This is a genomic window from Pseudenhygromyxa sp. WMMC2535 (assembly GCF_011083025.2).
This window is the reverse complement of sequence record NZ_JABJWV010000001.1, coordinates 8,842,376-8,862,541: the sequence shown is the minus strand read 5'-3', so window position 1 is coordinate 8,862,541 and position 20,166 is coordinate 8,842,376. Positions and strand designations below refer to the sequence as shown.

At 69.3% G+C, this 20,166-nt stretch carries 17 protein-coding genes; 4 read left to right on the top strand and 13 right to left on the bottom strand.

What is annotated here, in order from left to right; genetic code table 11:
• The first annotated feature begins 65 nt into the window (after positions 1-65).
• Positions 66-971 carry a LysR family transcriptional regulator gene (locus G6O69_RS34195; RefSeq protein WP_172307665.1) on the top strand — a complete coding sequence of 302 codons (906 nt, stop codon included), beginning with the start codon at positions 66-68 and terminating at the stop codon, positions 969-971.
• A gap of 176 nt (positions 972-1,147) precedes the next feature.
• Positions 1,148-2,218, top strand: a complete 1,071-nt coding sequence (locus G6O69_RS34190; RefSeq protein WP_172307664.1) for an STAS domain-containing protein — start codon at positions 1,148-1,150, stop codon at positions 2,216-2,218.
• A gap of 37 nt (positions 2,219-2,255) precedes the next feature.
• On the opposite strand, the gene G6O69_RS34185 is transcribed toward G6O69_RS34190, so the two are convergent.
• The 8 genes from G6O69_RS34185 to G6O69_RS34155 all read right to left on the bottom strand — a co-directional run bounded on the left by G6O69_RS34185 (position 2,256) and on the right by G6O69_RS34155 (position 10,707).
• Positions 2,256-3,386 carry a multiheme c-type cytochrome gene (locus G6O69_RS34185; RefSeq protein ID WP_172307663.1) on the bottom strand — a complete coding sequence of 377 codons (1,131 nt, stop codon included), beginning with the start codon at positions 3,384-3,386 and terminating at the stop codon, positions 2,256-2,258.
• A 17-nt stretch (positions 3,387-3,403) separates the two neighbouring features.
• On the bottom strand, positions 3,404-4,717 hold the full coding sequence (locus G6O69_RS34180) for a hypothetical protein (protein WP_172307662.1): 1,314 nt from the start codon (positions 4,715-4,717) through the stop codon (positions 3,404-3,406).
• A 112-nt stretch (positions 4,718-4,829) separates the two neighbouring features.
• The gene (locus tag G6O69_RS34175) at positions 4,830-5,126 is read right to left on the bottom strand and encodes a hypothetical protein (protein WP_172307661.1); all 297 of its coding nucleotides are present in this window, start codon (positions 5,124-5,126) and stop codon (positions 4,830-4,832) included.
• Positions 5,127-5,162: 36 nt separating this feature from the next.
• Complete coding sequence (locus G6O69_RS34170; RefSeq protein WP_172307660.1) at positions 5,163-5,561, bottom strand: hypothetical protein; 399 nt, start codon at positions 5,559-5,561, stop codon at positions 5,163-5,165.
• 121 nt (positions 5,562-5,682) lie between these two features.
• Positions 5,683-7,485, bottom strand: a complete 1,803-nt coding sequence (locus tag G6O69_RS34165) for an NAD(P)/FAD-dependent oxidoreductase (protein WP_172307659.1) — start codon at positions 7,483-7,485, stop codon at positions 5,683-5,685.
• Between the two features lie 287 nt (positions 7,486-7,772).
• Positions 7,773-9,779 (bottom strand): sigma-54-dependent Fis family transcriptional regulator, encoded by a 2,007-nt coding sequence (locus tag G6O69_RS34160; RefSeq protein WP_172307658.1) that lies wholly within the window; start codon positions 9,777-9,779, stop codon positions 7,773-7,775.
• Positions 9,780-9,790: 11 nt separating this feature from the next.
• Entirely contained in the window at positions 9,791-9,925 is a 135-nt protein-coding gene (locus G6O69_RS40905; protein WP_255215949.1) for a hypothetical protein, read from the bottom strand.
• A complete protein-coding gene (locus G6O69_RS34155; protein WP_172307657.1) occupies positions 9,919-10,707 on the bottom strand; it encodes an SDR family oxidoreductase in 789 nt (262 codons plus the stop codon). The genes G6O69_RS40905 and G6O69_RS34155 overlap by 7 nt, the downstream gene beginning before the upstream one ends.
• Positions 10,708-11,055: 348 nt before the next feature.
• Between G6O69_RS34155 and G6O69_RS34150 the strand changes: the two genes are divergently transcribed.
• On the top strand, positions 11,056-13,416 hold the full coding sequence (locus G6O69_RS34150) for a VCBS repeat-containing protein (RefSeq protein ID WP_217909973.1): 2,361 nt from the start codon (positions 11,056-11,058) through the stop codon (positions 13,414-13,416).
• 63 nt (positions 13,417-13,479) lie between these two features.
• Here G6O69_RS34150 and G6O69_RS42535 read toward each other — a convergent pair whose 3' ends face one another.
• On the bottom strand, positions 13,480-16,569 hold the full coding sequence (locus G6O69_RS42535; RefSeq protein WP_172307656.1) for a DPP IV N-terminal domain-containing protein: 3,090 nt from the start codon (positions 16,567-16,569) through the stop codon (positions 13,480-13,482).
• A 55-nt stretch (positions 16,570-16,624) separates the two neighbouring features.
• Positions 16,625-17,500, bottom strand: a complete 876-nt coding sequence (locus G6O69_RS34140; protein WP_172307655.1) for a M48 family metallopeptidase — start codon at positions 17,498-17,500, stop codon at positions 16,625-16,627.
• Positions 17,501-17,647: 147 nt separating this feature from the next.
• On the opposite strand from G6O69_RS34140, the gene G6O69_RS34135 reads away from it, so the two are divergent.
• The gene (locus tag G6O69_RS34135) at positions 17,648-18,298 is read left to right on the top strand and encodes an OmpA family protein (protein ID WP_172307654.1); all 651 of its coding nucleotides are present in this window, start codon (positions 17,648-17,650) and stop codon (positions 18,296-18,298) included.
• A gap of 11 nt (positions 18,299-18,309) precedes the next feature.
• Here the strand turns inward: G6O69_RS34135 and G6O69_RS40895 are convergent, their stop codons facing one another.
• The 3 genes from G6O69_RS40895 to G6O69_RS34125 are packed head-to-tail and all read right to left on the bottom strand — an operon-like array spanning position 18,310 to position 20,144.
• A complete protein-coding gene (locus tag G6O69_RS40895) occupies positions 18,310-18,438 on the bottom strand; it encodes a hypothetical protein (RefSeq protein WP_255215948.1) in 129 nt (42 codons plus the stop codon).
• Between the two features lie 26 nt (positions 18,439-18,464).
• Positions 18,465-19,346 carry a prolyl oligopeptidase family serine peptidase gene (locus tag G6O69_RS34130; RefSeq protein ID WP_172307653.1) on the bottom strand — a complete coding sequence of 294 codons (882 nt, stop codon included), beginning with the start codon at positions 19,344-19,346 and terminating at the stop codon, positions 18,465-18,467.
• A 36-nt stretch (positions 19,347-19,382) separates the two neighbouring features.
• Positions 19,383-20,144, bottom strand: coding sequence for a hypothetical protein (locus tag G6O69_RS34125; protein ID WP_172307652.1), 762 nt, complete (start codon positions 20,142-20,144; stop codon positions 19,383-19,385).
• Positions 20,145-20,166: the final 22 nt, after the last annotated feature.

Below are 20,166 nucleotides of genomic sequence, written 5' to 3'. Positions count from 1 at the left end.
CAGAATCGGGGTCAGTATCTTGTCTTTCAAATACAATTTTCTGAGTGTATTAAGTTGGATAACGAATGAATCTGCGCCAGCTGACCTACTTCGTTCGCGTGGCCGAGGAACGTCATTTTGGACGGGCCGCGCGCATCTTGAACGTCACGCAGCCGCCCCTGTCCCAGCAGATCAAGGCGCTCGAGGAGGAGCTGGGGGTGACCTTGCTGGAGCGAACCACGCGCTCGGTCGAGCTCACGCCCGCGGGCGAGCGCCTGTTGCTGCGGGCGCGAGACATCCTGGCGGCGCTCAACGACGCCGCCCTCGAAGCCCAGCGCGCCGCCGAAGGGCTGGTCGGTTCGGTCGCGCTCTCCTTCGTGGGTTCCGCCACCTACGCGCTCTTGCCCCAGGTCGTGCGAGCCCTGCGAAGTCAGCTGCCCGACGTCCACCTCGCGTTGTCGAGCGAGCGCCTGACCGCCGAGCAGGTCGAGGCGCTCTTGTCCGAGCGCATCGATCTCGCGGTGCTGTCCGTCGATGACTTCGAGACGCTCTCGCCACAGCTCAGCGTCGAGCCGATCCGGACGACGCCGCTGGTCGCGGCGCTGAGCCAAAACCACCCTCTGGCTCAGCGCGAGACCCTATCGCTGATCGAGCTGGCCGAAGAGCCATTGTTGCTGCACCCCTCGGGCGGGCGCTCGGTGCTGCACAGGAAGGTGCGCGAGCTGTGTGCTCAAGCGGGCTTTCGACCAAAGGTTGCCCAAGAGGTCAGTGAGACGGTGACCGCGGTGAGCTTGGCCGCGGGTGGGGTGGGTGTGGCGATCTTGCCCGAGAGCGTGCGCGCGCTGTCGATCGCCGGGACTGTCTATCGCTCGCTGCGTGACGCTGACGCCCATCTGGTGACCGCACTGGCCCTGCGTCGCGGGGACCAGCGCCCGGTACTCCAGCGAGTGCTCACAGTGATCCGCGAGTGCCTGGCGCTCGAACGCGGGTAGACGCTAGTTCATTAAATGGACTCGGCGGTCACGCGCTTCTTCGCACACGCGGTGCTGTCGTCGATCAGTCTCGGTTGGCGCGATGAGTCCCAGTCGGGGCGGTGAGTTTGGCGCGTGGAAGCGTGCGCTCACCGCCGCGTCGTCGTCGTCCGCGCGGGTGTACGATGGACATGCCGATGCAGCAGCGTACGCACGAAGTCGAGCTCAACCAGGTCCCGATCCGCTGGGAGCTGGACGCGGGCAACATGAGCTTCTTTGGCTTGCCTGCGGTCTTGTTTTGGCTCAACCCCTCGCTCTATCGCATGCTCAAGCCGCTGGTCGAAAACTGCGGCGAGGAGATGTTTCGCCTGCTGGTCGCCCACGAGTCCAGCAAGGGCACGGCGGAGGACTACCACAACATGGTCACGCAGCTGGGGAGCTCCTTCGACGAGGGCTTTTTGGCCTGGGGCGCGGCCGTGGGCACGGCCTCCTGGGGGCACTTCGAACTGCCGGAGTACGACCCCGAGCGCAAGCTCGCGCGGGTGCGGATCACCAACCCCTGGGAGCTCAAGATGGTCGTCGGGACCGGCGACTGCTGGGGCTGCCCTTTCATGCAGGGCAAGATCATCGGGGTGTTCTCCCACGCCTTCGGCGAGACCTGCTGGGCCGACGAGGAGAACGTGATCCTCGGCGATCAGCCGTCCGTGGAGTTCGTGGTCTATCCCGCCGACAAGACGATCACCAGCGAGATCGAGCGGCTACGCGAAGCGCGACGCAGCGAGCGTGAGCGCGAGCTCAAGGCCGAGGTCGAGCGCGCGACGGAGCAGCTCAAGGAGCAGCTCGGCGTCGTCGAGGAGCAGCACGCCGTGATCCGCAGCCTGTCGACGCCGCTGATCAAGGTCCGCGAGGGCGTGCTCGTGCTCCCGCTGATCGGCGTGTTCGACGATGACCGCGGGGGGATCCTGACCGAGAGCACCCTCGAGGCCGTGGCCGCGCACCGGGCCAAGCACCTGATCCTCGATTTCACCGGCGTGTCGCGCTTCGACGACCTCGCGGCCGGGCACCTGCTGCGCACGGTCCGAGCGGCGCGCTCGCTGGGCGCCCGGGCCATGCTCACCGGGCTCTCGCCCGACGCCGCGCGGGCCTTCGTCGCCCTCGGCAGCGAGCTCGCCGGCGTGCCGGCCCTGGCCACGCTCCAGGACGCGCTCGAGCGGGTCAACCACCTCGACCGCGATCGCTCGCTGGGCAGCGCCCGGACCAAGGGCTGAGCGCCGAGTTGGTCGCGCGTCGAGTCCCGGGCTCGGGTCAGGGCGTGATCACGCCGCGAGCGAGGACGACCTCGCCAGCGAGCTGGGAGCGCTCGGGGTGGGCATGGTCGCGGGAGTCGACGCGCTGGTAGCTGACCTGCCAGCGCAGCTCGGCGGCCTGGTCCGCGCGGGCGAGGGAGAGGCTCACGCTCGCTGGCCCGGACAGGCGATCGTCGGGGGCCTCCCCGATGTACCCGTGCCCATCGACCTCGGCATCGAAGTGGCGCGCGAGGTAGCGGCGCTCGACCTCGATCACCCGTCCGGCGTGATCGCGGGCCTCGACCGAGAGCGCGAGGCGGCGGAAGAGATCGCCGGTGGGGAAGCGATGGCCGACGCCGACGGGCTCGAGTTCGAAGCGCAGCGTGTCCGCGTCGACGCGGGTGACCGCGGCGTGGAGGCTGGCGCGGAGCAGCTCGGGATCGCGGGAGACGGACATGCCGTGGTCGCGGCCGCCTGTGTCCTCGCGCTTGGGGAAGTGACAGTCCGCGCAGTCGAGCTCGGACCACTCGCTGCGCTCGTGCTCGAGCATGGTCTTTTGCATCAAGGTCCCGGGGGCGCGGTGGGCCTTGCGGGGGAACTCGAACTGATGGCAGCTGGCGCAGGCGGTCTCGCCAAAGTCGGCGCTGCGGACCACGCGATGACCGGCCAGCGCCTTGGGTGATCCGCCGTCTTCGCCGAGCCCGGTGTGGACCACGTCGTCGCGCACGTGGCAGCTGACGCAGTCGACCCCGAGGGCGGCGAGCTGCGCGGGCGGCTCGTGCTCGGGGTCGGCCCGGGGCACGTGGCAGGTCCGACAAAAAGCCAGCGGCTCGCGGGCGTAGGAGGTCTGGAAGGCCGGCTCGATCCACGCGCGCTGGTGCAGCGAGCCGGTCCAGGTCTGGGCGGCGGCCGGGTGGCAGTCGACGCAGGCTTGGTTGTCGCCAGGGTCGATGTCGACGTCGACGCGCTCGGGCGTGGCTAGCTCGGGCGTAGTTGGGAGCGCGTCGGGGTCGGTGTCCCGTTGTTCGAAGGCCTGCGCCCTGTCCTCGGTCGCGGCGTCGAGCTCGGCCGGCGTCGGCTCCAGGGGATCGCAGGCCAGGCCGAGTAAGCTGGCGAGCGAGAGGCTGAGGATGGCGACCAGGCGCTGCATGGCGGACTCGCGTGTGCTCAGCCGAGGTCGGCGGGCAGGGCGTAGACGGCGTGGCTGTCGGGGCCGTTGAAGGCGACCCACAGGGTTTCGTCGTCGACGCGGGTCACGTCGAGATCGAGGCTGGCGCCCTCGGTGAGGGCGTCGAAGCCCTCGGGCAGGGCGATGGCCGTCCACGCTCCGGCGGCGTCGCGCTGCCACAGCTGCTCGCGCTCGCCGACGCCGACGACCGCGAGCAGCCCCACGTTGGCGGTCGCGGCGAGCTCGCGAAAGTCCCCCTCGTCCACGGGCGAGGCGTCGACGACCCAGCCGTCCGCGTCTCGACTGAGCAGCTGCTGGGAGATCTCGAGCTCGTTGTTGCGTAGCTCGACGCTGAGCTCGTCCTCTCCGCGGACGACCATGCGGCCGTAGCTGCGGTCGCTCACCACGGATGGGAGGTCCAGGGTCTCGACCTCGCAATTGCGCCGACAAGGCGCGCGCTCGACCACTTTGTTCTCGAAGGTGCTCTCACCGCGAACTTCGGAGAACACCAGGAGCCGACCCGAGGGCAGCTCACGGATATCTTGGACCGAGCCGCGGGTGTCGTCCCAGTCGAGGGGCACGGGCGCGAAGTTCTTGCCCGCGACGCGGCGGAAGAGCAGGCGCTCGTTGTCGTAGTCCTCGAGCGCCAGCAAATAGCCGCCGCGACCGCCGACCGAGCCCCAAAAGGCCGTGGCGAACTCGTGCCACTTGCCCTCGTAGGCCCAGACGAAGTCCTCGGGCAGGTCGCGGATGGGCTGGGGAACCCAGCGGTTGTTGCCCTTCCACTTCGCCATGCGCATGTAGATCCCCGCGCGCTCCTCGTAGCGCATGCGCACGGTCCAGGCGTTGTCGGGCCAGCTGCCGACGACCTCGTGCTTGCTCTTGGCCTTGCGGGGCGCGGCGACGAGCTCGCCCGCCTCGCCAATGGTGAAGCGCTGCTCACCCACGAACATCAGCACGCCGCGGTCGAGGTCGGCGAAGTGGGTCTCGGCTTCGGTCGTGCCGACCAGGGTCCAGCTCGGGCGGAGGCCCTCGGGCTCGACGCTGTCGTCGTCACTGTCACTGTCACCGTCACTGGCTCGTGCGCCCTGGCCAAAGCGCTGGGCGAGCTCGCCGTCGTGGATGATCTCGCGCGCCACCTCGTCCGTGTCCGGACCTTCGCTCGGCGTCATCACGGCGGCGAGAAGCTGCGTCTGTGGGAGGGTCTGGGCCTCCACTTCGGGGTCGTCGCATGCCGAGAGGGCGAGGGCGAGGGCGAGGCAGGGGATGACGAAGCGGGGGCGGGCGAGGCGGTCGAGGGCGAGGCGTTCCATGGCGGTGCCGGCCCTACGCGCGAGCCTCGACGCTTTGTTCCTTTGACGCGCGGACCCCCTCGGCGCTCGCTCTCGCGCCGCCGAGGGGGTCCGTGGAGCTCGATTCGTGGCGCTATTGTTGGGCCAGCTCGACGAGCAGCGCGTAGAGCTCGTCGTAGTTGGCATCGGTGGTCACCGGCTTGTCGGTGAGGTTGTAGACCGCCGCGAGCGCACCCTCGCCATCGAGGATGATCATGTCGCGATAAGTTGGGTTCCAGCTCCCCCACCAGTCGGCTTCGAGCGTGTCTTGCAGCCAGGGGATGTCGTTGCCCTCACAGGCGAGGTCGTTGCCGCTCTCGTAGCCGGCCCCGTTGACGCCGAGGATGTCGATCTCGAGCTCGGGGTAGTCGGCCGCGAGGGCGAACTGCATCTCGTTCAGGCGCCCAAACTGGGCGCGGCAGAAGCTTCATGTCGCGTGGCCAAAGTACCAGGCCGAGATCTGATCCGGGTAGTCGTCGGGGTGACGGGTCTGCTCGAAGGTCGCGGAGGTCGGGTTGACGTCGAGGATGGCGAGCACGCCGAGATCGACGGTGGGCCCGAGCTCGCCCGTGTCCGTCTCGGTCTCGGTGCCCGCGCTGGTCTCCGTGTCTGTCTCCGCGCTCGTGCCGGTGTCCGTGTCCGTGCTGGTTTCGGTGCTCGTGTCCGTCGACCCGGGCGTGCCCTCGCCGCTCGAGTCGGTGCCGGGGCCGACCTCATCGGACCCGCTGAGCTCGGAGCCCGCGTCGGCGACCACGTCGTCGGAGCAGGCCAAAGCGAAGGACGCGACCGCCACCAGCACACAGGTAGGCCTGAGTTGTCGCAGCATGCCAAGATTGTCGGCGCAGCGGGCCGCCGCCGTCAAAGGGCGCGGCCGGCCCCGAAAGCGGCCGGCCGCAGCGGGCCGCAGCGAGCCACTGCGACCGGTTGGGGAGAGGATGGGGAGCGGCTCAGCGCAGGTGGTGGACCTTTTGGATCCCGTACACCGGGGTGTCGATGCCCTCGTAGCGAGCCTTGAGCTGGAGCGAGAGGAAGCGCGAATAGAAGCGCGACTGGTGCAGGTTGCCGCCGTGGAACCACAGCGACTGCTGCTGCGTCGGCTTCCACATGTTGCGCTGCTCGCCCTCCCAGGGGCCGGGGTCCTTGGTCGTATCCGAGCCCAGGCCCCAGACCTTGCCGACCTTGTCGGCGACCTCCTGGCTGATCAGGTCGGCGGCCCAGCCGTTCATCGACCCGTAGCCCGTGGCGTAGACGATCAGGTCCGCCGGCAGCTCCTTGCCGTCGCTCAGGCGCACGCCCTGCTCGGTGATCTCCTGGACCTCGCGGCCGCTCTCGAGCTTGATGCTCCCGTCGATGACCAGATCGCAGGCGCCCACGTCGATGTAGTAGCCGGAGCCGCGGCGCAGGTACTTCATGAACAGCCCGCTGCCGTCGTCGCCCCAGTCGAGCATGAAGCCGACGTCGGCCAGCTTGGCGTAGAATTCCGCGTCCTCCTCGCGGATGCGGTCATAGGCCGGCTTTTGGAAGGTGTTCATGATCCTGTAGGGCAGCGAGGCGAAGATCATGTCGGCCTTGTCCGTGGTCACCCCGGCCTCGAGGGCCTCCTCGGAGTAGAGCGCCCCGAGCCCGTGCTTCATCAGCGGCCCGCTGCGCACGATGTGGGTCGACGAGCGCTGGACCATGGTGACCTCGGAGGCGCCGCACTCCCACAGCGCCGCCGCGATGTCGTGGGCCGAGTTGTTGGACCCGATCACGACCGCGCGCTTGCCCGCCCACTCGTCCCCGCCGCGGTGCTGCGAGGAGTGCTGCTGGATCCCCTGGAAGCGGTCCATGCCGGGGAACTGGGGCACGTTGGGCTTGCCGGACATGCCCGTGGCGAGGACCAGGTGCTTGGGTCGAAGCACGACCGGCTCGCCGTCGCGGTCGATGTTCACCACCCACTCGTCGCGCTCGGGATCATAGGAGGCCTTCGTACACGTGGACTTGGTCCAGTAGTTGAGCTCCATGATCTTCGTGTACATCTCGAGCCAGTCGCCGACCTTGTCCTTGGGCGGGAAGATCGGCCAGTGCTCGGGGAAGGGGATATAGGGCAGGTGGTCGTACCAGACGGGATCGTGCAGACACAGCGACTTGTAGCGCTTGCGCCAGCTGTCGCCCGCCCGCTCGTTGCGCTCGATGATCAGCGTGGGCACCCCGAGCTGACGCAGGCGCGCGCCGAGCCCGATCCCGCCCTGACCGCCGCCGATGATCACCACATAGGGCTGGCGCTCGTAGCCCAAGGTCCGCTCTTCCTCTTCGCGGGACTCGAGCCAGGTCTTGCGATTCCTCGCCACGCCGTGGTGCGCGCCCAGGATCCGCCGCTTGCCGAGCGGCTCCTCGTGGCCCTCGAGCTCGACCATCGTCGTCAGCAGCGTCCAGATGCGCCCCTCCTCGAGCCGCATGAGCCCCCAGCCGCGGGCGACCTTGGTCTCGAAGTTGAACCAGGCCGTGACGATGCCCGCCTCGTCGCTGACCTCGTCATCGGTGAGCACGAAGTTCGAGGGCTCGACCAGGGCGAGCTGCGACTCGAGCATCGCGCGGATCTGATCGTGGCCCTCCGAGGTGCGAATGTTCCAGGTGAAGGTCACGAGGTCTCGCCAGTAGCAGTCGTCTCGAAAGAGGGCGGTGACGCGGTCGATGTCCCGGGCCTGAAGCGCCTCGTCGAGGGCGGTGAGGGTGGACTGAGCTTGCTCGCGGGGGGTGGGTTCGTTCATGTGGTGGGAAAGCCTCCTGTGCGGCGGTGCTGAGCAACTGGCGTGCCAGGCTTTGAACGATGTTTTTTGGTGGATTGGAGGGGGTGGTGTGGCGTTGGGTGTGGCGGGCGCCACAGCGGGTGCCACAGCGGGTGCGTCACCTTATTCGGCCAAGGCCGCCGAATCAGCTACTCGCGGCGCCATCTTGGTGACCTGATGGCTGGTTTTCAGAAAAGTCATCCTTTGACATGACTCTGAGTAATCTGTTTATATATACTGTTGAGGGTAGTAGACGCTATGTTGTGAGTTCAACCGTCGCCCCCCGGCCGGGAGACGCCGAGCCGCCGCATGCGCCGGTGCACCGTCGAGCGATCGACCCCCAGCACCTCCGCCGCCCGCGAGACGTTCCAGTCGCACGCGTGGAGGACAGCCTCGAGCGCGGCGCTGGGCGCCAAGGAACGCGCCTCCCCGGCGGCGAGCGCCTCACTCGACCCGCTCGACCCGCCGGCCATGTCCGACACGCCCAGCCCCCCCAAAGCCGGCTCCCCGAGGTCCGCGGCCTCGATCTCGGACCCGCTCGCAAGCGCGATGGCCACGTCCAGCGTGTTGATCAGCTCGCGAACGTTCCCCGGCCAAGCCCGGCGAAGCAGCGCGAGCCGGGCCGCCGGGCTCAGGCGAAGCTGCCGGCTCCTGTTCCCGCCTCGCTGCCCGCCCCATTGTTCGCCCCACTGACTGGCGTAGGCACGGACGCGCTCGCGCAGCAGGCGGTCGATCAACCACTCGAGGTCCTCGCGCTCGCGCAGGGGCGGGATGACCAAGGTCGCGGCCGCCAGGCGAAAGAACAGGTCGGCGCGGAATTTACCCGCGCGCACGAGCTCGGGGAGGTCGCGGTGCGTGGCGGAGATCAGCTTGAGGCGCACCGGCCGGGGTCGGTGCTCGCCCAGGCGGGTGACGGCGCCCTCGGAGAGCACGCGCAGCAGCCTGGCCTGGAGGGGGTAGGGCATGTCGCCGATCTCGTCGAGGAAGAGCACGCCGCCGTCGGCGGCTTCGATGAGGCCGGGGCGGCCCTTGGCGAGGGCGCCGGAGAACGCGCCGGGGGCGTGGCCGAAGAGCTCGCCTTCGATCAGTGATTCGGGCAAGGCGGCGCAGTTGACCGCGACGAAGGGGCCGGCGTTCGAGCGCGAGGCGTGGATCGCCCGGGCGAAGCGCTCCTTGCCCGCGCCGGTCTCACCGCGCAGGAGGATCGCCAGCGGGCCGTGGGCGAGGCGGGCGGCCTTGGCCTGGAGGGCGCGCATGCGCGGATCGTCGCCGGCGAGCTCTCGAAAGGCGCCGGGCAAGCTGGGCGCGCGCAGGTGCTGGGTGGGGCGGGGCGGTGGATCGAGGGGGGCGATGGCGTGGCCAAAGAGGGCCGAGCCGTCGCCGAGCCGAACGCGGCGCTCCTCGGTGGGGCGCCCGGCGATCAGGCTGGGCAGCTCGTCCACGCACAGCTCGAAGAAGCGGGAGAGGGGCTGGCCAAATACGGCGCCGGGCGTGCGCCAGTCGACGCCGGCGATCCGGGCGAGGAGCTGGCGGGCCTCGTGGGTGGTGCCGACGATCCGCCCGGAGGCGTCGAGGGCGATGGCGGCCTCGGGGTCGACGTCGAGGAACTCGGGGGTGTGGGCGAGGCGGAGCACCCAGTGGTGGCGCATGGTCGCCATCATGTTGGCGAGCTCGATGCGGCGGACGGTGGCGTCGACGAGGTGCTGGGCGAGGCGCTGGCTGGCCTTGGGCGAGGGCGAGCGCAGCAGCGAGATGTCGAGGACGGCCTGGAGCACGCCCTCGGTGTCGAAGATCGGCGCGGCCGTGCACGACAGGCCGGTGTGGCTGAGGTCGAAGTGGTCGGTCTGGTGGATGACCACGGACTCGCCGGTGGCGATGCAGCAGCCCACGCCGTTGGTCCCCGCCGAGGACTCGGCCCACATCGAGCCGAGGTAGAGGCCGGCCTCGCGCAGGCGATCCTTGGGCCCGGTGTCGCCAAAGTAGTCGACGGTGACGCCGGCGCCGTCGGCCAGCAAGAGCACGTAGTTTTGCCCGGTGACCTGGCGGTAGAGCTCGGAGAGGCCGCTGCGAGCCATGCGGATGATCCGCTCGGATTGCTCGCGATGCTCGCGCAGCTTGCCCTCGGGCACGATGTAGGCCGGGCTCGAGCGCGCGGGGTCGAGGCCGTGCTCGTGGACGCAGCGCCGCCACGAGTCGATCACCTGATGATCCCGACGGACCCTTGCGCCAGTCAGGGCGCTCTCGATCTCGTCGATGTGGTGGATGGCGATCGACACGGCTTTTCAGTCTACAAGAGCGGACCCGAGCTGGCGCTGGCGCGGCTGGATACGGTGTTTTGGCGGAGGGACTCGCCTGGACGCGGCCGCGAATCGAGGTGCACGCCGATGCGGCGCAGGACCCTCGGCGCGCTCGACCTCACCACACGGTCTTCATCTTGCCGCCGTCGACGGCGAGGGAGACCCCGGTGATGTAGCCGGCGGCGTCCGAGAGCAAGAAGGCGGCGGCGCGACCGAATTCGTCGGGCCGGCCGTAGCGCTTCATCGGCAGCGCGGCCTCCTGGCGCTGGCGGACCTGCTCGGGGGTGGTGCCGGTCTGCTCGGCGCGGACCTGGTTGAGCGAGGCGACGCGGTCGGTGTCGATCAGCCCGGGCATGAGGTTGTTGAAGCGGACGTTGCGATCGGCGTACTCGAGCGAGAGGCTCTTGATCAGCGCGGTCACGCCGGAGCGCATCACGTTGGACAGCAAGATGACGTCGATGGGCTCCTTGACCGAGGACGAGGTCACGGTGAGCACGGAGCCGCCGCGGTCGAGCATGTCGGGGAGCACGGCGCGGATCATCCGCACGGCGCTCATCAAGGTCAGCTCGAAGGCGGCCTGCCAGTCCTCGTCACCGAAGTCGACGAAGTTTCCAGATGGTGGGCCGCCGGCGTTGATCAGCAGGCCGTCGACGGGCCCGAGATCGGCGCGGGTGCGCTCGACCCAGTCGCTGATGCTGTCTGCTTCGCCGGCGTCGAAGGTGTAGGCGCCGACCTGCGCACCGGTGGCCTCGCGGATCGAGCGCGCCGCCTCGTCGATGGCCGCGCGCCCCCGGCTGGCGATGGAGACCTTGGCCCCTTCGCGGGCGCAGGCCATGGCCACGCCGTAGCCCAACCCCCGACTGGCCGCGGCGACCATCACGACTTTGTCTTTCAGCTTCAGATCCATGGCCCCAAGCTACCAGTCCTCGAGCTGGCATCCATTGATAGGTCATTAAAGTGTGATTTCGACTGCTTCGCGGCATGTCCGAAAACCTGGTCTGGAATGAGAGTTTGTATTCTGGAAGGTGTCGAAAACCCGCGAAATTGGGGACTCGACGCGCGTAGAGGCCGCTGGTGTGGCGCGCGCTTCACTGTGATTTCGATGGGTATCGAGAGCTGCATTGGTCCTCCTGGCAGGGCGCAAAGGCCGGGAGAAGTCGGGGGCTCTACGATCGCGAAGCATGATCGCGAAAGCTGCGATTGTGTGTTGAGTCGGTCTTCTCTGGTCGAGAGCCCGGGATATGATGGCGGCTCCATGGCTAATTTGTGTCTGCGTCCGCTCACCCCAATTCTCTTGAGCACGTCGCTGCTCGTCGCTTGCGGCGACGATGGAGCGAGCACTGACGACGACGATGTCGGAGAGGGCATCGGTACCGGAGATGGGACCACGTCGGACACGGGCGGCGAGACGGGGACGACGTCGACGACCTCGAACACGGACCTCGACACCACCGATGGCTGCGAGAACCTCTGCGGCGACGAGTGCTGTGGAGACGACGAGGTCTGCAACCCCAACACGCTGGCTTGCGAGCTCGACTGCGGCGAGGAGGAGCCCTGCGGGGACCCAGAGGTGTGCTGCGGCGACGCGGAGATCTGCTACGCGGGCAGCTGCATCGTGCCCGGCGACGCCTGCCAAGCTGGGGTGTGCGCCACGGACACGGAGACGGGCTGCCAGGACGACGAGGTCTGCGACGGCGAGCTCGGCCTGTGCGTGCCGGACATCGCCAACGCCGACTGCACCTACACGCCCGAGGCCGGCGTGTTCGATCCGGTCCCGCGCTTCACCTGGGGCCAGCGCAAGAACCGTTCGTGCGACTCGGACGCGGACTGCCAAAAAGAGGAGATCTGTGACGCGGGCACCTGCGCGGTGACCTGGCCGCACGTCCTCCCGGGCGAGGAGGACATGCCGGACCACTATCAGGTGGTCTCGACGCCGGCCGTGGGCGATCTGGACGGCGACTGCATCCCCGAGATCGTGTTCAACACCTACAACAACTCGAGCTACACCAGCAATGGCGTGCTCCGGGCGATCCGCGGCGACACCGGCGAGATCGTGTGGACCTTCAGCGACTCGAATTACCGCTCCGACTCCGGTGCGACGCCGGCGATCGGCGACCTCGACTACGATGGCGTGCCCGAGGTGATCAACCCCGGCCAGGGCAGCTGGCTCTACGCCCTCGACGCCGAGGGCAACTTCTTGTGGCAGTCCGACACCTACTCGGGCTCGGGTAAGTCGGGCTCGCCCTCGCTGGTCAACATGGACCTCCAGGGCGACGCCGAGATCGTCTACGGGCGCGCGGTCTACGACTCCCAGGGCAGCCTGATCTGGGAGGGGACGGGGCACAACGGCAACAACGGCAGCGTCGGCAAGCTCAGCTGCGTCGCGGACCTCGACGGCGACCTCCGCCCCGAGGTCATCGCCGGCGGCACGGCGTGGACCTTCACGGGCAGCGTGGGCGTGGACTTCGAGGGCAGCCAGCTGTGGACCAACGGCTCCGACGGCTTTTGTGGCATCGCCGACTTCCAGCTCGACGGGGTGCCCGAGGTCGTGCTCGTGCGCTCGAACGACATCGACATCCTCGACGGGATCACGGGCACGACCGTGGCGAGCATCGCGATCGCGGGCGGCGGCGCCGGCGGGCCGCCGAACATCGCCGACTTCGACGGCGACGGCTTCCCGGACATCGGGACCGCGGGCGGCAACAACTACGTGGTCGTGCAGTTCGACGGCGTCGACACCCTCACCCAGCTGTGGCAGGCCGACACCAAGGACGGCTCGTCCCAGCGCACGGGCTCCTCGGTGTTCGACTTCGACGGCGACGGGCGCTCCGAGGTCATCTACGGCGACGAGTGGTACCTGCGGATCTATCCGGGCGTCGAGCCGGACTGCACCCTGGACCCGCCGGGGGCCGGCTGCGACGGCGACATGACCGACGACGAGATCCTGTTCATCGACATCAACTCGTCGCGGACCCGCGCCGAGTACCCGGTGATCGCGGACGTCGACGGCGACTTCAAGGCCGAGATCATCGTCTCGACCAACAACGAGTCGAGCCAGGGCGCGATCGGTGACGCCGGCATCGAGGTGTTCGAGGACCGCCTCGACAACTGGGTCGGGACCTTGCCGATCTGGAACCAGCACACCTATCACATCACCAACGTCGACGCGAAGGGCGGGATCCCGCTGATCGAGGACAACAACTGGGAGGTGCCCGTGGCCAAGCCCTACAACTCCTACCGGCGCAACACCCAAGGCGAGGTCGAGAACTGCGCCCCCGACCTCGTGCTCGAGGACCTCGAGCCCGTGGGCATGTGCCTCGACGAGGTCACCTTCAAGGTTCGCGTGTGCAACCAGGGCTGCCTGGGCGTCGGCCCTGGCGTGCAGGTGACCTTCAGCGAGGCCGAGGCCGGCGTCCTGGGCACGGTCGAGACCGACGCCGCGATCGCGGCGGGTGCCTGCCAGAGCGTCGAGATCACGCTGCCTGCCCCGGGCAGCGCGCCCTATGACGTGAGCGCGACCGTCGACGACGACGGCATGGGCCAAGGGGCGCTCAACGAGTGCGTCGAGGACAACAACTCGATCGGGCCCAAGGAGCTGTGCGTGTCGATCGGCTGATCGAGCGCCGCCGCTGAGCGACGAACAGACCCGCCGCTGGCTCAGGCCGGCGGCGGGTTTGTTTTAGAAGCCCCGGCCCACGAACACGCGGAAGTAGTCGAGCCCGAGCTCGGGGTCGAAGCCGTGGGCGTACTGAAAGAAGAGCGACACGCTCTCGCCGTAGCCGAACTTGAAGCTGGTGATCAGCGTGGCGCCGATGCTCCCGGCGAGGTCGCTGAATTTCAGCGGGTCGGTCCACGCCATGCCCCAGTCGGTGAACACCACGGCGACCATGCGCTCGAAGAAGGCCGGGACGCTGCCGAGGCCGCGGTCGATGTCGATCAGCGGGGCGCGGTATTCGGCCTGGAGCAGGCCGTAGTACTGGCCGGAGAACACGCTCGGGTCGTAGCCGCGCAGGGCCCCGGTCTCGCCCCAGGCGCTGCGCGCCACGGTCGTGCGGATCACGTCTTGCTCCTCGCTGAGGCCGCCGAGGCGAAAGGCGCCGCGGCGGCGCAGGCCGCCGGCCGAGGCGCCGCCGGCGAGGCGCAGGGCGAGGACCTGGTGGCCGACCCAGGGCATGCGGATCATCTCGGTGTAGGAGGCGCTCGCGCGCACGTCCCCGTAGTCGCCGCCGAGCCGGCGGTCGCTCACGGTCAAGCTGATCGCGGCCCGGCGCCCGGTCTCGTTGCCGTAGCCGTAGCGCACGGCCTCGCGGTTGTCGTAGCTCATGCCCAAGGTCAGCGAGGCGACGTCGCCGACCTCGGGCAGGTCCGCGGTCGGGGCGTTGGGGTCGACGACGTCGTCGAAGTCGTCGAGGTTCTCGTAGTTGACGAAGCTGTAGCTCAGCGAGGCGGTCGCCGAGTGTCGAGCGAGGCGCAGGACCGGGACCGAGAGCCCGGCGGACACCGAAGTGATCTGCTCGAGGTAGCCGTCGTAGGCGTAGGACTGGTCGTCGTCGTAGGCCGCGCTGCCCACGGGGGGATCGTAGATGTAGCGGCGGTAGCCGCTGCGCACGCGATAGTCGCGGCCAAAGCCCACGCTGAGGCTGGGGAAGAGCCGCGAGAAGCTGTAGGAGAGCGAGCCGCTCGGGCGCTGGACGGCGGTCAGCCACTCGAAGCTGGCCACGGCCGAGTGGAAGCCGATCACGTCCTCGAGCGCGACGCTCAGGCCGAGGGTCGAGAACAAGCTGCCGCTCTCGAATTCGAAGGACGCGGGGACCAGGGTCCGCGGGTAGAAGGTGCGATAGAAGCGGTAGGGTTTGGAGTCGAGGCTGGGCGGGCGGCCGCGGTCCTCGGGCAGCTCGGGGGTCGGGTCGTCGGCCGAAGGCCAGGCGGGGATCGCCGGCATCGGGGTGATGAAGTCCTCGGGCTCGAAGTCCATGGACCACAGGTCGTAGCCGGTGCTCGAGTAGCCGACGTAGGCCAAGGACGCGCCGTCGTGGCTCAGGGCCGGCTCGAAGGCGCCGCCGAGCACGTTGCTGACCTGGTGGACCTCGCGCTCGTGGGTGTCGTAGGCGTAGATGTTGTAGACCCCGCTGCGGTCGCTCGAGAACAGCAGCCAGCGCCCGTCGGGGCTCCACTCCGGCGAGTTGTCCTGGGCCATGTCCGCGGTGATCCGCTGGTGGGTGCGGGTCTCGAGGTCGTAGACGTAGAGGTCGCGCCAGCCGCCCTCGCGCCAGGCCGAGTAGGCGACCTTGGTGCCGCTGGGGTGCCAGTCGGGGTCGTAGACCTGCTGGACCTCGTCGAGGGGGGCCAGCTCTTGGACCTCGAGGGTGTCGAGGGCCAAGAAGGCGACGCGCGACTGGCCGGTGTCGTTGCGCACGAACACCACGCTGCGCCCGTCGGGGGACACGTCGGGGGCGCGCGCGCGCATGCCAAAGGTCAGCTGCTCGCGCCCGCGCCGGTTGGGCCCCTTCCAGCGGTAGAGGTCGCTCCAGCGGTAGCGCATGTCGTGGACCCCGACCATGTCGAAGACGATCTGGTCCTCGTTGGGCCCGATGAAGCTCGGCCGCGAGCTGTCCTCGACGTCGATGATCCGCTCGATGTCGGGGCTCTTGCCCTGGTTGCCGATGCCCCGGCCCTCGCGGATCCGCGAGCCCTTGGCCGGGACCCGGCGGATGCCGGCCTGCTTGTGGCCGTCGTCGTCGAAGAAGTAGAGGTGGCTGTCGTCGGGGCTCCACACCGGGTAGCGGGTGTGCGCGCCCGAGGCCCCGCTGCTCGAGGTGAAGGTCAGGCGCCGGCCCTGGCGGAGGCCGCGGGCGCGGATCTGCCGGGCCTCGGCCAGGAAGCGGCGCTCGAGGTAGGTCTGGTACTCGCGCTCGACCTCTTCGAAGTCGACGCCGATCACGTCCTGGAGCGCGCGGTTGATGCCCCAGGGCACGACCCGGCCGCCGTAGAGGTGGCTGAGCTCGGCGAGCTTGTCCTTGCCGTACTGCATGGCCAGGAAGTGCATCATGTGCAGGCCATAGAGATAGACGGACGAGCCGTGGGGAAAGACCCGGGCGTTGGAGTTGTACTGGTCGATGCGCTGGAAGCGACCGTCGAGCACGGCGGTGCGCACGAACATGTCGAAGAGCGCCGAGCGGTGGCGGCCCTGGCTGCCGAGCTCCGACTCGTACATCGTCGCCAGGCCCTCGATGATCCACCGCGGCTGGACGATGTTGGGCCCGAGCACCTTGCCGACCACGCCGAAGCCGAGCATCGCGTTGAGCAGGCGCGGGAGCCCGTGGACCGTGTCGATGTGGACGACGTGCACGAACTCGTGGGTGATCAGGATGTCGAGCCAGTCGTCGTAGCTGCCGAGCACGCTGAGGGTGTCGGGGGCGGCGGCGTAGAGCCGGATGCGCGGGTAGGGGACCGCGTTGGCGAAGCCGTTGGAGGCGTCGGTGGTGTCGGTGATCACCACGTGGGTGCGCAGCGAGGGCGCGTGGGTGAGCTCCCGGGTCAGGCGCTGCCAGGCGCGCTCGGCCAGCATCGCGATGCGATCGGCGACCTCCTCCTCGCCGACGTGATAGTGGATCACGAAGTGTTCGGTCTCGATGGTCCGAAACTCGAGGTCGGGGTTGGCCGCGGCGTCGCGCAGCGGCGCGAGCAGGACGAGCGCGAAGACCAGGAGGCTCCACAGCCACGCGCGCGCTGGCCTTGGTGTGCCGGACCTGCTCTTGCGCTCGCGCACTGGCGCCAGCCTACCGCGTTTTCGCGCGGGCGCGGCCATGTTGGGCGCGCTGGGCTCAGCTGGGCTCGGGATCCGGCGCTGGCTCGGCCGCCATGGTCTGGTCGTCGAGCCCGGTGAGCTTGGCGTAGCCGCCCTCGCTGACCCACAAGTCGAGGTGCTTGGCCCGCATGATCGGGAAGGGGTGGGTGCGCAGCACGGTGATCAGCAGCTTGTAGGCGCGATCCAGGGTCGAGACGTCGCGGTCTTCGTAGGCGCGGATCTGTGCGAGGAACTCGCTTGGGTCCATGTCGGCGAGCAGGCTCTCGGCGCCGCCGGCGAGCTTCATGAACACGCTCAGCGCGACCTGGGGATCCTGGACGGCGAGCAGCCCCGCTCGGTCGGCGGACAGCTCGGCTTTGCGATACCAGTCGAGCAAGGGCAGCGCCAGGCCGGCGCCGATCAGCGAGCCGAGCCCGAGGGTGACCCGGCCGACGGCCTCGAGCAGCACCGCGAGGTTCTCGGCGACCAGGGTGTAGAGCACGTGCTCGCACTTGATGTGCCCGAGCTCGTGGGCGATGACGAACAGCTTCTCGCGCTCGTCGAGGACGTCGAGCAGCGCGGAGGTCAGGACCATGAAGGGCTTGGTGTGCCCGTAGGTGTAGGCGTTGTAGGCCGGGTCGAGGGTGACGTAGAGCTCGGGCGGCTCGTCGATGTCGAGGATCTTGCAGCCCCACTCGAGGTAGCGGTGGAGCTTGGGGAACATCTTGGGGGTCACGCGCACGTTGTCGGCGGTGTTTTGCAGGTAGTAGACCCGCTCGAAGCTGTACTCCATGACCTTGGCGACGAGCTTGTCGAAGCCGGGGACCTTCTTGAGGGAGGCGGTCGCCTGGACGTCCCAGGGGTGCATGAAGTCGGCGCCCTGGAGGCCGGGGAAGGTCTTGAGCTGGGGCATGGAGCAAGTTCCGGGGAGGGGCGGGAGCCTGCGGCGAGGTGCCGCGTTCGGGGGACGATATCAGGGGGGAGGGGGTCGAAAAAATCGACCGCGGGGGCGCACCCTCGGCGCCTCGGCGTGGCTCAAAGAGGGCGAAGAACCACGACCATGCGCGCCATCACCACCGCCCGCACCCAGCTTTTCATGCTCCTTCCCTCGATCGCGCTCCTCGGGGCCGCCACCGGCTGCAAGCACGAGTCCGAGTCGACCGAGGCGCCGACCGTCGAGACCGCCGCCGTGTTCGAAGAGGAGGAGGCCGCGCCGGCCGCCCGCGTCGAGCTGCGCGACGATCGCATCGTCATCCACGAGAAGATCCAGTTCGACCTCGACAAGGCGACCATCCGCTCGGAGTCCGACAGCCTCCTGCGCGAGCTCGCCGCGCTGATCGAGCAAAACCCCCAGCTCGAGCAGGTGTCCATCGAAGGCCACACCTGCAACCTGGGCAGCGCCGAGTACAACCTCGACCTGTCCGAGCGCCGCGCCAAGGCGGTGCGCCAGCGCCTGGTCCGCGAGGGCGTGGCGGCGGAGCGCCTGAGCGCCCGCGGCTACGGCCTGACTCAGCCGCTCGCCGACAACGACGACGAGAGCGGGCGCGAGACCAACCGCCGCGTGGAGTTCCGCATCGTCAGCCAGACCGTGCTCGCCAAGAAGGTCGAGGTCGACGGCAAGACCGGCAACGAGCGCGTGCTCGAGGAGCACCGCGAGACCGTCCGCGACGAGCCGGCGCCGAGCCCCACCAAGAAGAAGCGCCGCGCCTGAGGGCCGCGCGCCTAAGCCCGAGTCCCCTCCGTGCTCGGGGCCGGCTCCACCCGAGGGCGCTCGGAGCTGGTCCCGAGCCGACATTCTTGCAGCTTGGTGAAGCCGCGACCGATCTGGTCACGGCCTCGCCGAGCTGTCATGTTTGGCGCGTGGGTGGGCGGGTCGCTCAGGGAGCGGCCGCGGCCTGCTTGGTCACGGCTTCGCCCAGGGCGGCCATGAGCTCGGCGCGCATCGCCGGCGGGATCGCGTGGCCGACCCCGGGGTAGGGGCGCAGCTCGACTTCGTAGCCGAGCTTGTCCAGGGCGGCGACGGCCTCCTGGGTGGGCGCGAAGGACACGGCTCGATCGGCGTCGCCGTGGAAGGCGAGGATCGGCGGGCTGTCGGGGCCCGGGCTGGACTGCGGCCAAAGTGGCGGGGGCAGCCAGCCGCCCACGGGGAAGGCGGCCGAGAACAGCTCGCCGTGGCGGACGGCGAGGGTGAAGCTGAGCATGCCGCCCTGAGAGAAGCCCGTGACGATCGGCTCGCCCGCGGTCGGGTAGGTCTTCGTCAGCGCCTCGACGGCGGGGGCGAGGGCGTCGGCGGCCTTGGCGATGCCCTGGGCGAGGCCCTCGATGTCGGCATCGCGGGCGCGGACCGGGAACCATGACCAGCCGGGCTCATAGGCGTCGAGGCCCTGGGGCAGGATCACGCGGGCCGGCTGATCGAAGCCCTCGAACAGGCCGACGAAGCCCTGCGGTGAGTCACCCAGGCCGTGGATGGCGATGATCATCGGCAGGGTGTCGCCGGCTTGGGCGCCGCCGGTGAGGTACTCGAGGTAGTGGACGCCGGCGGCCTCGGGCAGGCCGGCGGGGGCCTCGGGCGCGGTCGGGGCCTCGCTGCCGGGGACCTCTGCGGGGGGCGTGGGCGCTTCGGCGGGAGGGCTCTGATCGCGCTGGGTTGCGGTTGGCTCGGGGCTCGGCTTGGGGCCGCAGGCGACGGCCAGGGCGATGGCCAGGGCTGGCAGCGAGCTTCGCGTTCGCGAGTGGAAGAGCGGCACGGAGGTGCGCATGGGGGCGAGGGTAACCGAGTTGGTGGCCGAGCGCGCTCAGGAGCTCGGCGCGACCTGCTCTTCCGTGTCCTCGAGGGCGAGCGCCTCGGCCTCGAGCGCCTGCTCGGCCTCCTCGAGCGCCTGCTCGGCTTCCTTTCGCTCGGCCACCGCCCTGTTGTGCCGCACGATCAACACCGTCCCGTGGACCACGTCCGTGAGCCACACGAGCGCGAGGATCGAGGTGCCGATGAGCGAGCCCGAGAGCCGCAGCAGCAGGCCGAGGGCCGCGAAGGCCAGGAGGATCCGCGCGCCGGTCTTGTTGCCGGCGTAGGCGTGGACGGTGCCCAAGGACAGGCCGAGGAAGGCGAGCATCAGCACCGCCCCGATGGACTTGCGCTGCGCGGGCTCGAGCTCGGCTCTGGCGTCTTCCTCATTGTCCTCGCCTTCTTCGCTGCCCTCTTTGTCAGCAGCGGCCGCGTCGCCCCCGTCCTCGTCCTCGGTGTCCGGGTAGGGCACCAGGTCCTCGGCGGGGGGGCGGCGGGTTGGTGAGAGCTCGAAGCCGGCGGGGGCCTCCTCCGGGCCGAGGTCGGGCTCGGGGAGGCCAGCGATGATCTCGCTGGCGAGCTGGTGGGCGAGGCGCAGCTGGGAGGCTGGCACCATGATGCGCAGCTCGATGGCGCTGCCGAACAAGTTGAGCATGCCTCGCTGGTGTTCGCCGTCGACATGCACGGGCACCCCGCGGGCCTCGAGGGAGCCGCGGATCGCCATGGCCTCCGCGAGGTCCCAGCATGTGCAGACAGGTACGAGCTTGTCGGTCACGGGGCATCATATCCGAGCCGGG

Coding starts and splice junctions, on each gene's coding strand:
- G6O69_RS34175 (WP_172307661.1), bottom strand. CDS start 5,126: ATGCAGTTCGCCCTCGCGGCCGACTACCCCGAGCTCGAGATCGACATC.
- G6O69_RS34190 (WP_172307664.1), top strand. CDS start 1,148: ATGCAGCAGCGTACGCACGAAGTCGAGCTCAACCAGGTCCCGATCCGC.
- G6O69_RS34150 (WP_217909973.1), top strand. CDS start 11,056: ATGGCTAATTTGTGTCTGCGTCCGCTCACCCCAATTCTCTTGAGCACG.
- G6O69_RS34170 (WP_172307660.1), bottom strand. CDS start 5,561: ATGCTGCGACAACTCAGGCCTACCTGTGTGCTGGTGGCGGTCGCGTCC.
- G6O69_RS34195 (WP_172307665.1), top strand. CDS start 66: ATGAATCTGCGCCAGCTGACCTACTTCGTTCGCGTGGCCGAGGAACGT.
- G6O69_RS40895 (WP_255215948.1), bottom strand. CDS start 18,438: ATGACAGCTCGGCGAGGCCGTGACCAGATCGGTCGCGGCTTCACCAAG.
- G6O69_RS34135 (WP_172307654.1), top strand. CDS start 17,648: ATGCGCGCCATCACCACCGCCCGCACCCAGCTTTTCATGCTCCTTCCC.
- G6O69_RS34180 (WP_172307662.1), bottom strand. CDS start 4,717: ATGGAACGCCTCGCCCTCGACCGCCTCGCCCGCCCCCGCTTCGTCATC.
- G6O69_RS34155 (WP_172307657.1), bottom strand. CDS start 10,707: ATGGATCTGAAGCTGAAAGACAAAGTCGTGATGGTCGCCGCGGCCAGT.
- G6O69_RS34140 (WP_172307655.1), bottom strand. CDS start 17,500: ATGCCCCAGCTCAAGACCTTCCCCGGCCTCCAGGGCGCCGACTTCATG.
- G6O69_RS34130 (WP_172307653.1), bottom strand. CDS start 19,346: ATGCGCACCTCCGTGCCGCTCTTCCACTCGCGAACGCGAAGCTCGCTG.
- G6O69_RS34165 (WP_172307659.1), bottom strand. CDS start 7,485: ATGAACGAACCCACCCCCCGCGAGCAAGCTCAGTCCACCCTCACCGCC.
- G6O69_RS34185 (WP_172307663.1), bottom strand. CDS start 3,386: ATGCAGCGCCTGGTCGCCATCCTCAGCCTCTCGCTCGCCAGCTTACTC.